General features: G+C 67.2%; 9 protein-coding genes and 2 tRNA genes. 8 read left to right on the plus strand and 3 right to left on the minus strand.

Features of this window, described 5'->3' with window-relative positions; translation table 11 throughout:
* Positions 1 to 1,165: acyltransferase family protein (locus IEY95_RS07415; protein ID WP_189185066.1), on the minus strand; the 1,165-nt coding region annotated here is incomplete at its 3' end.
* Between the two features lie 622 nt (positions 1,166 to 1,787).
* Between IEY95_RS07415 and IEY95_RS07420 the strand changes: the two genes are divergently transcribed.
* The gene (locus tag IEY95_RS07420; RefSeq protein WP_016435177.1) at positions 1,788 to 1,982 is read left to right on the plus strand and encodes a hypothetical protein; all 195 of its coding nucleotides are present in this window, start codon (positions 1,788 to 1,790) and stop codon (positions 1,980 to 1,982) included.
* A 436-nt stretch (positions 1,983 to 2,418) separates the two neighbouring features.
* On the opposite strand, the gene IEY95_RS07425 is transcribed toward IEY95_RS07420, so the two are convergent.
* A tRNA-Gly gene (locus tag IEY95_RS07425) sits at positions 2,419 to 2,489 on the minus strand.
* A 154-nt stretch (positions 2,490 to 2,643) separates the two neighbouring features.
* On the opposite strand from IEY95_RS07425, the gene IEY95_RS07430 reads away from it, so the two are divergent.
* The 6 genes from IEY95_RS07430 (at position 2,644) to IEY95_RS07455 (ending at position 8,016) form a co-directional block, all read left to right on the plus strand.
* A tRNA-Pro gene (locus IEY95_RS07430) sits at positions 2,644 to 2,720 on the plus strand.
* Between the two features lie 202 nt (positions 2,721 to 2,922).
* On the plus strand, positions 2,923 to 4,323 hold the full coding sequence (gene tig / locus IEY95_RS07435; RefSeq protein WP_189185067.1) for a trigger factor: 1,401 nt from the start codon (positions 2,923 to 2,925) through the stop codon (positions 4,321 to 4,323).
* Between the two features lie 377 nt (positions 4,324 to 4,700).
* Entirely contained in the window at positions 4,701 to 5,309 is a 609-nt protein-coding gene (locus tag IEY95_RS07440; RefSeq protein WP_189185427.1) for an ATP-dependent Clp protease proteolytic subunit, read from the plus strand.
* A gap of 118 nt (positions 5,310 to 5,427) precedes the next feature.
* Positions 5,428 to 6,108 (plus strand): ATP-dependent Clp protease proteolytic subunit, encoded by a 681-nt coding sequence (locus IEY95_RS07445; protein WP_189185068.1) that lies wholly within the window; start codon positions 5,428 to 5,430, stop codon positions 6,106 to 6,108.
* Between the two features lie 161 nt (positions 6,109 to 6,269).
* Positions 6,270 to 7,556, plus strand: coding sequence for an ATP-dependent Clp protease ATP-binding subunit ClpX (gene clpX, locus IEY95_RS07450; protein ID WP_189185069.1), 1,287 nt, complete (start codon positions 6,270 to 6,272; stop codon positions 7,554 to 7,556).
* Positions 7,557 to 7,734: 178 nt separating this feature from the next.
* The gene (locus IEY95_RS07455) at positions 7,735 to 8,016 is read left to right on the plus strand and encodes a hypothetical protein (protein WP_189185070.1); all 282 of its coding nucleotides are present in this window, start codon (positions 7,735 to 7,737) and stop codon (positions 8,014 to 8,016) included.
* A 75-nt stretch (positions 8,017 to 8,091) separates the two neighbouring features.
* On the opposite strand, the gene IEY95_RS07460 is transcribed toward IEY95_RS07455, so the two are convergent.
* Positions 8,092 to 9,036, minus strand: a complete 945-nt coding sequence (locus IEY95_RS07460; protein ID WP_189185071.1) for a hypothetical protein — start codon at positions 9,034 to 9,036, stop codon at positions 8,092 to 8,094.
* 136 nt (positions 9,037 to 9,172) lie between these two features.
* On the opposite strand from IEY95_RS07460, the gene IEY95_RS07465 reads away from it, so the two are divergent.
* On the plus strand, positions 9,173 to 11,797 hold the full coding sequence (locus IEY95_RS07465; protein ID WP_189185072.1) for a valine--tRNA ligase: 2,625 nt from the start codon (positions 9,173 to 9,175) through the stop codon (positions 11,795 to 11,797).
* The last annotated feature ends 229 nt before the right edge of the window (positions 11,798 to 12,026 follow it).

Consider the following 12,026-nt stretch of genomic DNA (forward strand, 5'->3'; position numbering starts at 1 on the left):
TCGACCGTTCCCGGGCCAGCTCCGTCGCGTCCCGCTTGAAGGCCCACGCCATCTTGGGCTCCATCGCGAAGCGGAAGATCCGCTGGATGGGTGGCGTGCACAGCGCGGTGACGAGCGCGGCCGCGACAACCGTCACGGCGATCTCGCCGACCGGCTTGTACAGCCACGCGTGGTCGTACCAGCCGTAGTACTCGGAGGCCTTGACCACGAAACCGTGCAGCAGATAGCCGTACAGCGTGCCCGCGCCGAGCGCCGTGAACCAGAAGGAGCGTCGCGGCACCCAGGCGAAGAAGCACGCGGTGAGCAGCAGTGAGCAGCCGTAGAGCGCGAGCGTCATGACGACACCCGCCCACCAGGGCGCGCCCAGCTGCTGCGCGCTGTCACGGTGGTAGAACCAGGCGGTGTTCATGCGTGGCACCGCCCAGTAGCCCACGACCAGCGCCGTCGCGAAGATCGGCACCGACAGGATCCGCACCTCACGGCGCCGCACCAGCTGGAAGTGCTCGGGCTTCATGAACAGGCCCATGACGAAGAACGGCAGGAACTGCAGCACGCGCTGGAGGTCCAGATCGTCGCCGATGTCCGGCGAGACGGCCGCGAGCATCGCGATGACGAGCGCCAGCGGAAGAGGCCAGCGCACCAGCTTCCACAGCGGGGTCGTCAGCCGCCAGACGAAGAGCGCGACCAGGAACCAGGTGAGGTACCAGGGGTCGAGGAGGGTGATCGCCTGGCTCGAATCGCCACCGGCCCAGCGATCGAAGAGGGAGTACGCCGTCTCGAAGAGGATGTACGGCACGGCGACGCCGGTCACCAGCCGCTTGAGCCGGTCGGGGCGCATGTCGAAACTGCGGGAGAAGTAGCCGGAGATGATGATGAAGGCCGGCATGTGGAAGGTGTACACGACCGTGTACAGCGCTTCGACGAAGCGACTCTCGCCCTTCAGCGGTTCCCACGCGTGACCCATGGCCACGAGCACGATCGCCAGGTACTTGGCGTTGTCGAAGAAGGCGTCGCGTTGCTTCGCGGGCTTGGCGCCCGGCGCTGCGGCATCGGTGGCCGCTCTGGGGGTTTGGGGTGAGCGCGGGCTGGGCACTCCGTCCGCCGACTGCCGTGCCGGGGGGAGTGGCGCTCTTTGCTGGCCATGGGGTCGGAGCGAGTTGGTCACAGGCCCTCCCACCAAGAACTCGGGGAGACGATCCTGGACCTCGCTGCGCATGCGGGGGACGTGGCGGCGTGGAACATCTGAGGCACCCTAGCGTTGTCTATGCGTCTTCGTAAAACTCTCGGCGTCATTCCTGCTTATCAGCTGCGAGTACCCAAGATTTGAAGATGTCTGTCTGTCGGTTCGCAAGTGGTTCCGTATACCGATTTGCTTACCGTATGAGGCTGTTCTGTCCTCATTCATCCTGACTAAATGGTGCATAACACTCGCGGGCGACTCTGGTGAAATGTCCGGTTCATTAGCCTTTAGTTACCCGTCTGCAGAGCCTTCGATGTGCCTGTGGCAACAATTCGAATTGCCTGCGAACAGGATGTGTGGACATGGCAACGGTCCCTCTGAATTTCCGTTGCGGGACCGTGCGGGTGCACTCTCGAATTGCCGTACGGAGTCCCGCCGTTGGTCGCGCCGAGGCGGTGCGGGTGTGCGGGGCCGGCGCGTCCGTGGCCGACGATGCGTCACCCGCCGCATACGAAAGCCTGGTTGGTGGCACGATGGTTCTGGCGGGGGTGTGAGGGGTTGCACCCCCGGGCCGGGAGAGCGGACCGACCGTAGGGTGTGATCAGTTGTGGCCATTTCGCTGTCAGTGGTGCTGCTGTTGGCGATCATCCTTGTGGTGTTGATCCGAGGGGGATCGATCAAGGCGGGACCTGCCATTGTCGCGGTGCTCTTCGGCTTCTTCCTCGCGTCGACCGGCATGGCTCCGTCCATCAACCGGTTCTTGAACTCGATAGCGGAGACGATCAACTCGATCAGCTTCTGAACGGGACGGGTCGATCGGCTTCTCAAGCGGACGGGCATGCTCGGGACGCATCCGCTCGTCGCGTCTTCGACGGGTGTCGGGGAATCTCGTCACGCTTCCGACGGGTGTCGGGGAATCTCGTCGCACTTCCGACGGGTGTCGGGGGATACGGAGCGGGGATCCGCCGCGGCATGAACCGGTCAACGTGATGCTCGCCGACCACGCCCCGCGCGCCCTCGGTTCCGGCATCCCGCGCGCCGCCGGCCTCGCCACCGCCGGCGCGCTCACCCGGACCGGGCGCGACGGCGCTCCCGGCGCTCCTCAAGAGCTTGAGGTCACGCCGCCCCTCGAAAGCTTGCGGTCCCTCCGCTGCTCAAGAGCTCGCACCCCCGCAGGGCCCACGGTGTACGAAAAAAGCCTCCGGCCCGATTCCGAGGAACCGGGCCGGAGGCCACAGAGCGGGCGACGGGAATCGAACCCGCGTAGCTAGTTTGGAAGACTAGGGCTCTACCATTGAGCTACGCCCGCGAGCAGGTCGCGCCGCAGGTCAGTGACCGCGGCACAGGAGGCATCGTAGCGGGTCGTACCCCTTCGATGCACACCCCGTTCCCGTGCCGTACGAGCACTCGGAAAATGCGGCAGCCCCGCTGCCTGCGGGCATGTACCCTACGTGTCGCACCGACGGGGTGTGGCGCAGCTTGGTAGCGCGTCCGCTTTGGGAGCGGAAGGCCGTGGGTTCAAATCCCGCCACCCCGACCACCGGCCGGAACCCGCCAGGGCTCCGCGCGTCGCAAGATCACCTTTTGGGGCGTGTACCGCCTGCGGTTACTATGCAAGCTGCGCGCCCGTATGTCTGCACTGTTACGTCTCTCAAGGGCCGCGAATCCGCCTAAGGCTCTGCCCGACTCGGCAGAAGCACGCAGCAGAACCCCCAAGAAGTCAGCCACAAGGAGACCGAACCGTGAAGAGCGCCGTGGAGACCCTGAACCCGACCCGGGTTCGGCTCACTGTCGAGGTGCCCTTCGAGGAGCTCAAGGACAGCCTCGACGCGGCGTACAAGAAGATCAACCAGCAGGTCACGGTGAAGGGCTTCCGGAAGGGCAAGATCCCGGCGCGCGTCATCGACCAGCGGTTCGGTCGCGGCGCCGTACTCGAAGAGGCCGTCAATGACGCGCTCCCGAAGTTCTACACCGAAGCGGTCAACGAGGCTGAGCTGAACGTCCTCGGCCAGCCCGAGGTCGACATCACCGAGCTGAAGGACGGCGAGACGCTGAACTTCACCGCCGAGGTCGACGTCCGCCCGACCATCGAGATCCCGGACTACTCCGGCATCGAGGTCGAGGTCGACGCCATCGAGGTCAGCGACGAGGACGTCGAGAAGGCCGTCTCCGACCTGCGCGAGCGCTTCGCGTCGACCTCCCCGGTCGAGCGCGCCGCCCAGGACGGCGACGTCGTCACCATCGACCTGGAGGCCAAGGTCGACGGCGAGGTCCTCGAGGACGGCATCGCCAGCGATGTCTCCTACACCATCGGCTCCGGCGAGCTGCTCGACGGCATCGACGAGGCCGTGACGGGCCTGGAGGCCGGTGGCGAGGCCACCTTCGCCTCCGAGCTCAAGGGCGGCTCCGCGGCCGGCAAGGAGGCCGAGGTCACCGTCAAGGTCACCCAGGTCGCCGCGCGCGAACTTCCCGAGCTGGACGACGACTTCGCGCAGCTCGCCTCCGAGTTCGACACCCTGGAGGAGCTGAAGGCCGACAGCCGCAAGCGCCTCGAGAACATGAAGCAGTACGACCAGGCCACGCAGGCCCAGGAGCGCGTCCTGGAGAAGCTGCTCGAGCTGGTCGAGGTGCCCGTCCCCGAGAAGCTGCTCGAGGACGAGATCAACACCCGTAAGCACAACCTCGAGCACCACCAGCTCGGCCAGATGGGCCTCGACCTCGCGAAGTACCTGGAGATCCAGGGCAAGACCGAGGAAGAGTTCGACGCCGAGACCAAGGAAGCGGCGATCAAGGGCATCAAGACCCAGTTCGTCCTTGACGAGCTCGTCAACAAGGAGAAGCTGAACGTCAACCAGGAGGAGCTCACCGAGCACCTCATGCGGCGCGCGGCCTCCTCCGGCATGTCCCCCGACCAGTTCGCCCAGGCCGTCGTCGAGGGCGGCCAGGTCCCGATGCTCGTCGGCGAGGTCGCCCGCGGCAAGGCCCTCGCGGTCGTCGTCGAGGCCGCCACGGTCAAGGACACGAACGGCGAGATCGTCGACCTGGAGGACGAGGACGAGACGGAGACGGCCACGGAGGTCGCCGCCGAGGTCACCGAGGGTGAGGCCGCAGACGGCTCCGCCGAGGAGAGCACCGAGGCCTGATCGCCCCGCTCGTACGTCTGACGGGCCCCCGGGGACTTGTATGTCGCCGGGGGCCCGCGGGCTTTTCAGGGGCGCCGGGAGCCGCGCGACCGGCCCGCCACGAGCCGCACTCGCCCGTGCGGGGCCCGTGCCGGACGCGTCCGCGGCCTCGGGAGTGGCGGGCAGCCCCCGACGGGGCGCGACCTGCGCTCACAGCGAACAGTTCCTTCTGCGGGATTCACCGGAGGGACCCGCGCGTTAGGGTCCATGAATACGAGGGCAGGGGAGTCCCCGAAGCCGCCCCGAGCGGTGTTGGACCGGGGTCCCACGCCCCAGCAGAAGACGTGAGACGGCCCGGCGCCGTCGTAAGACGAGCAGGTGGATACGTGACGAATCTGATGCCCTCCGCCGCCGGCGAGCCTTCCATCGGTGGTGGCCTCGGCGACCAGGTCTACAACCGGCTGCTCAACGAGCGGATCATCTTCCTCGGCCAGCCGGTCGACGACGACATTGCCAACAAGATCACCGCGCAGCTGCTGCTCCTTGCCTCCGACCCGGACAAGGACATCTACCTCTACATCAACAGCCCCGGCGGATCGATCACGGCCGGCATGGCGATCTACGACACCATGCAGTACATCAAGAACGACGTGGTGACCATCGCCATGGGCATGGCGGCCTCCATGGGCCAGTTCCTGCTCAGCGCCGGTACCCCCGGCAAGCGCTTCGCCCTGCCGAACGCCGAGATCCTGATCCACCAGCCCTCCGCCGGCCTCGCCGGCTCCGCGTCGGACATCAAGATCCACGCCGAGCGGCTGCTGCACACCAAGAAGCGGATGGCGGAGCTGACCTCGTTCCACACCGGCCAGACGGTCGAGCAGATCACTCGTGACTCGGACCGCGACCGCTGGTTCGACCCGATCGAGGCCAAGGAGTACGGCCTCATCGACGACATCATGCCCACCGCTGCCGGCATGCCGGGCGGCGGCGGCACCGGGGCGGCGTAAGCCCCTCAGCGCCCTCCAGGGCGGCGCAGGCCCGGTTCCACCGCCCCAAGGGCGGTGCGAGCCGTCCAGCGCCCCCAGCCGACCGCCACAGCCCTTATCAGGCTCTTCAGGAGACACAGTGAACGACTTCCCCGGCAGCGGCCTCTACGCCCGCACGCAGGCCGAGTACACCGGTCCTCGCGCGGAGTCCCGCTACGTCATCCCGCGCTTCGTCGAGCGCACCTCGCAGGGCGTGCGTGAGTACGACCCGTACGCGAAGCTCTTCGAGGAGCGCGTGATCTTCCTCGGCGTGCAGATCGACGATGCCTCCGCCAACGACGTCATGGCGCAGCTGCTGTGCCTGGAGTCGATGGACCCCGACCGTGACATCTCGGTCTACATCAACAGCCCCGGTGGCTCCTTCACGGCGCTCACGGCCATCTACGACACGATGCAGTTCGTGAAGCCCGACATTCAGACGGTCTGCATGGGTCAGGCGGCCTCGGCCGCCGCGATCCTGCTGGCCGCCGGTACGCCGGGCAAGCGCATGGCGCTTCCGAACGCCCGTGTGCTGATTCACCAGCCCTACAGCGAGACCGGCCGCGGCCAGGTCTCGGACCTCGAAATCGCGGCGAACGAGATCCTCCGGATGCGTGCGCAGCTGGAGGAGATGCTGGCCAAGCACTCGACCACGCCGATCGAGAAGATCCGCGAGGACATCGAGCGCGACAAGATCCTCACCGCTGAGGACGCGCTGGCGTACGGCCTGATCGACCAGATCATCTCCACCCGGAAGATGAACAGCGCCGACCTCCGCTGACGCGGACTCTGTATCGTCTGCCGCCCCTTGGCGTGGTTCACGACAAAGTGAACCGTGCCAAGGGGGGCCCGAACGGGGGGCTCGGCAAGGTACCGTCGGACATAAGGCAGCACCAGGAGCCGCTGGACCTAGGCGTCTCCCAGGCGAAGGGGAAGCACACCGTGGCACGCATCGGTGACGGCGGCGATCTGCTCAAGTGCTCGTTCTGTGGCAAGAGCCAGAAGCAGGTCAAGAAGCTCATCGCAGGCCCCGGTGTGTACATCTGCGACGAGTGCATCGATCTCTGCAACGAGATCATCGAGGAAGAGCTCGCGGAGACGAGCGAGGTCCGCTGGGAGGAACTCCCGAAGCCCCGCGAGATCTACGAGTTCCTCGAGGGGTACGTGGTCGGCCAGGAGTCGGCCAAGAAGGCTCTCTCGGTCGCGGTGTACAACCACTACAAGCGGGTCCAGGCCGGCGAGAACAGCACGGGCCAAAACCGCGATGACGCCATCGAGTTGGCGAAGTCCAACATCCTGCTGCTGGGCCCCACGGGCTCCGGCAAGACACTGCTCGCCCAGACCCTGGCCCGCATGCTGAACGTCCCGTTCGCCATCGCCGACGCGACGGCGCTGACGGAGGCGGGGTATGTCGGCGAGGACGTCGAGAACATCCTCCTGAAGCTCATCCAGGCGGCCGACTACGACGTCAAGAAGGCCGAGACGGGCATCATCTACATCGACGAGATCGACAAGGTGGCTCGTAAGAGCGAGAACCCGTCGATCACGCGAGACGTGTCCGGCGAGGGCGTGCAGCAGGCCCTCCTCAAGATCCTCGAAGGCACGACGGCCTCGGTTCCGCCCCAGGGCGGCCGCAAGCACCCGCACCAGGAGTTCATCCAGATCGACACGACGAACGTCCTGTTCATCGTGGGCGGCGCCTTCGCGGGCCTGGAGAAGCTCATCGAGTCCCGTGCCGGGGCGAAGGGGATCGGCTTCGGCGCGACGATCCGCTCGAAGCGCGAGCTGGAGTCGAAGGACCAGTTCGAGGACGTCATGCCCGAGGACCTGGTCAAGTTCGGCATGATCCCCGAGTTCATCGGCCGCCTCCCGGTCATCACGTCGGTCCACAACCTGGACCGCGAGGCATTGCTCCAGATCCTCGTCGAGCCCCGCAACGCCCTGGTGAAGCAGTACCAGCGCCTCTTCGAACTCGACGGCGTGGAACTGGACTTCGAGCGCGAGGCCCTCGAAGCCATCGCCGACCAGGCCATCCTGAGGCAGACCGGCGCCCGAGGGCTCCGCGCCATCATGGAAGAGGTCCTGATGTCGGTGATGTACGAGGTCCCGTCCCGCAAGGACGTGGCCCGAGTCGTCATCACAGCGGACGTCGTCCACTCGAACGTGAACCCGACACTGATTCCGCGGGATGCCCGTGGGCGGGGACCGGGCGAGCAGAAGACGGCGTAAGCAACAGCTGTACGTCGAAGGGGGTGCCCGGCGAAGTCCGCCGGGCACCCCCTTCGTCTGTCTACGGGTGGATCAAGCCACGTCCGTCGCTCCCACTGGCAGGCTGCCCGCTGCGCGTGATCTTCTTGATCACCGCAAGGCGGACCACCTTGCGGCAAGTGAAACGGGAGGGAAGAACATGAGGATGAGACGCGCGTTCACGGCGCTGTCCGTGGTTGCCGCGGCGGCCATCACACCCGTCGTGGCGGCCACATCGGCACAGGCCAATCAGAGCACCTGCGTGAACTACATCGGCAACCACGGGTACGCGGTCGGACCCAAGGTGAAGGCGGCGTGCAGTCACCCTGCGTTCCAGGGGCCCCTGGGTGACGGCAAGATCCCCAACCCCGACTGCTACTCCGGCCTCGTGAACGCGGGCGTGCGAGGGACAGACGTGTACAGGGCCTGCGTCCGCGCCTGACATCGGGCCGGGGTCGGCCATGGGCGCCCAGCGGGATCCGCCGGGCGCCCATGGGCGTGAACTGCCGTGCAGCCGTCAGATCTTGACGCGCACGTCCTTGCGGAGCTTGCCCGTCAGGTCAGCGGTGTCCGACAGGGACCCGCTCTTGCCGGCCATCATGCTCGCCACGTCAGTGGAGATCACCAGGCCGATGGTGCTGTGGTCACCCCAGATGCAGGTCGGCACGGTGAATTCCTTGGGCCCGGAGGCGGCACTGCTCGACGAGGCGTCGTCGTTCTTGATCTTCACGGCCTGGCACTTGAGGACGGCGCCGTCCAAGTCGAACGTCTGCGGGCTGCCGACGGGCGTGCCTTCGCTGTCGTCCTTGGAAGCCTCGGACTTCATGTGCGCGTACATCGCGTCGACGACCTTCTCAGGGTCGTCGATCTTGCCGTAGACGCCGCTGAACTGCACCAGCTTCTGCGCCAGCGGGTTGCTCTTGTCGCCCGACGTGTATTGGGCGCTGACGTCCTTCGGGTCCTGCACGCCCCACTTCTTGGCGTCCTCGATGTCGCTCTTGGACATCGTGTCGTTGTCGCTGTCGCCCTTCTTGTACTCACCGCTGAGCACCGCGGCCGGAGTTGTCAGCTTGTGCGGGCCGTCGTCCGCGACGCTCGAGCCGCCGCCACCCCCGCCGATCACGAAGTACGCGCCCACCGCGATCGCGGCCACGACGGCGACGGCGCCGATGATGAGGCCCGTCTTCTTCTTGCCGCCGCTCGGGGCGGGCGGCTGCGGCACGGAGCCGTAGGGCTGCTGCTGGCCATAGGGAGGCTGCTGGCCGTAGGGGGGCGTCTGCGGCGGGACACCCTGGGGAGCCTGCTGGGGGTAGCCGTAGCCGGGCTGCGCGGGGGGAGCCTGCTGCGGGTAGCCATAGCCGGGCTGGGGGGCCTGCGGCTGCTGGCCGTAGGGGCCCGGCTGACCGTACGGTCCGGGCTGCTGAGGCTGCCCGCCGTACGGGCCCGGCTGGTTGTAGCTCATTACTGGGTTCCCCTCCAGAAACTTATGTGTTCCGAACATCCTGGCGCACAGGTCACGCGGCCAGGCTCCCGGGGGCCTCACCGTTACGAAAGAATCGCGTTTCGGGACAGGGCAGTGACGCCCCTAAACTGACCCCGTGACCGACAACGCTCAGCAGCAGCCATCAGCGCCCCACACCGAACTGCCGACCCAGTACGCGCCGGCCGATGTAGAGGGGCCGCTGTACGAGCGCTGGGTAGAGCGGGGTTACTTCGAGGCCGACGCCAAGAGTGACAAGCCTCCGTACACCGTCGTCATCCCGCCGCCGAACGTCACGGGCAGCCTGCACCTCGGGCACGCCTTCGAGCACACCCTCATCGACGCCCTCACGCGCCGCAAGCGCATGCAGGGCTACGAGACGCTGTGGCAGCCCGGCATGGACCACGCCGGCATCGCCACGCAGAACGTCGTCGAGCGGGAGCTGGGCAAGGAGGGCAAGTCCCGGCACGATCTGGGGCGGGAAGCCTTCGTCGAGCGCGTGTGGCAGTGGAAGGCCGAGTCCGGAGGACAGATCTCCGGGCAGATGCGGCGCCTCGGTGACGGCGTCGCCTGGTCCCGTGAGCGCTTCACCATGGACGAAGGTCTCTCGCAGGCCGTCCAGACCATCTTCAAGCGGCTCTACGACGACGAGCTGATCTACCGCGCCGAGCGCATCATCAACTGGTGTCCGCGTTGTCTGACGGCCATTTCGGACATCGAGGTCGAGTACCAGGACGACGACGGCGAGCTCGTCTCGATGAAGTACGGCGAGGGGGACGAAACGATCGTCGTCGCCACCACCCGCGCCGAGACCATGCTCGGTGACACCGCCGTCGCCGTTCACCCCGAGGACGAGCGGTACAAGCACCTGGTCGGCAAGCTCATCAGGCTGCCGCTGACCGACCGCTCCATCCCGGTCGTCGCCGACGAGCACGTCGACCCCGAGTTCGGCACCGGCGCCGTCAAGGTGACTCCGGCTCATGACCCGAACGACTTCGAGATCGGCCAGCGTCACAACCTGCCGTCCCTCACCGTGATGGACGAGCACGCCGTCATCACCGCCCACGGCCCCTTCCAGGGCCTGGACCGCCTTGAGGCCCGCTCCGCCATCGTCGCCGCGCTGCGCGCCGAGGGCCGGATCGTCACCGAGAAGCGGCCGTACGTCCACAGCGTCGGCCACTGCTCGCGCTGCAAGACGACCATCGAGCCCCGGCTCTCCATGCAGTGGTGGGTCAAGGTCGGCCCGCTGGCGAAGGCGGCGGGTGACGCGGTCCGCGAGGGCAAGGTCAAGATCCATCCGCAGGAGATGGAGAAGCGGTACTTCGACTGGGTCGACAACCTCCATGACTGGTGCATCTCGCGGCAGTTGTGGTGGGGGCACCGGATCCCGGTCTGGTACGGCCCGAACGGTGAGGTCGTCTGCGTCGGCCCCGACGACGAGGCCCCGACCGGCGAGGGCTGGCACCAGGACACGGACGTCCTCGACACCTGGTTCTCCTCCGGCCTGTGGCCCTTCTCGACCCTCGGCTGGCCCGAACAGACCGAGAGCCTCGCGAAGTTCTACCCGAACTCCGTCCTGGTCACCGGCTACGACATCCTCTTCTTCTGGGTCGCCCGGATGATGATGTTCGGCCTGTACGCGATGGACGGCACCCCGCCGTTCCACACCATCGCCCTGCACGGCATGGTCCGCGACCAGTTCGGCAAGAAGATGTCGAAGTCCTTCGGCAACGCGGTCAACCCGCTGGACTGGATGGACAAGTACGGCAGCGACGCGCTCAGGTTCACTCTGGCCCGTGGCGCCAACCCCGGCGTCGACGTCCCGATCGGCGAGGACTGGGTCCAGGGCTCCCGCAACTTCGCCAACAAGATCTGGAACGCCACGCGCTTCGCGCTGATGAACGGCGCGACGGTCGAGGGCCCGCTGCCCGCGCCCGAGCAGATGTCGGCCACGGACCGCTGGATCCTGTCCCGCCTCAACTCGGTGGTCTCCGAGGTCGACGCCCTGTACGACGACTTCCAGTTCGCCAAGCTGTCCGACGCCCTGTTCCACTTCGCGTGGGACGAGGTCTTCGACTGGTACGTCGAGCTGTCCAAGACGACGTTCATGGGGGGCGGCGAGCCCGCGAAGGTCTCCAGCCGGGTCCTCGGCGAGGTCCTGGACGTGACCCTGCGTCTGCTCCACCCGATCGTCCCGTTCGTCACGGAGACCCTCTGGACCACGCTCACCGGTGGCGAGTCGGTCGTCATCGCCGAGTGGCCCAAGGACAGCGGCTTCCGCGACGCCGCCGCCGAGCGGGAGATCGAGACGCTCCAGCAGGTCATCACGGAGGTCCGCCGCTTCCGTGCCGACCAGGGCCTGCAGCCCGGCCAGCGCGTCCCGGCCCGGCTGACCCTCGACGGGACCGCGCTGGCCCCGCACGAGGCGGCCATCCGCCAGCTGCTGCGGCTCCAGCCGGAGGGCGAGAGCTTCTCGGCCACGGCGACGCTGCCGGTCGCGGGCGCCACGGTCGCGCTCGACCTCTCCGGCACGATCGACGTCGCCGCGGAGCGCAAGCGCCTCGCCAAGGACCTCGCCGCCGCCGAGAAGGAGAAGGCCCAGGCGAACGCCAAGCTCGGCAACGAGGCGTTCCTCGCCAAGGCCCCGGACCACGTCGTGGAGAAGATCCGCACGCGGCTCGCCAAGGCGGACGAGGACATCGCCCGCATCAAGGCGCAGCTGGACCGCCTGCCGGAGGCGTAGCCGCCGGTCGTACATGAGCGAAGGCCCCCGGACCTCCATGGTCCGGGGGCCTTCGTCCTTCGTCCTTCGTGCTTGGTCCTTGGTCCTTGGTCCTTCGTCCTTCGTCCTTCGTCCTTCGTCCTTCGTACGACCGTGCCGGGGCGTTTCTACGGCCACGGTGGCGACGGTCACGGTGGGGTCATTCGCCCCGCCGCTCCTACCCGGCGGGGTTGTTCGCGCAGTTCCCCGC

It is taken from the genome of Streptomyces albiflavescens, assembly GCF_014645835.1.
In the GTDB taxonomy this organism is placed as follows: domain Bacteria; phylum Actinomycetota; class Actinomycetes; order Streptomycetales; family Streptomycetaceae; genus Streptomyces; species Streptomyces albiflavescens.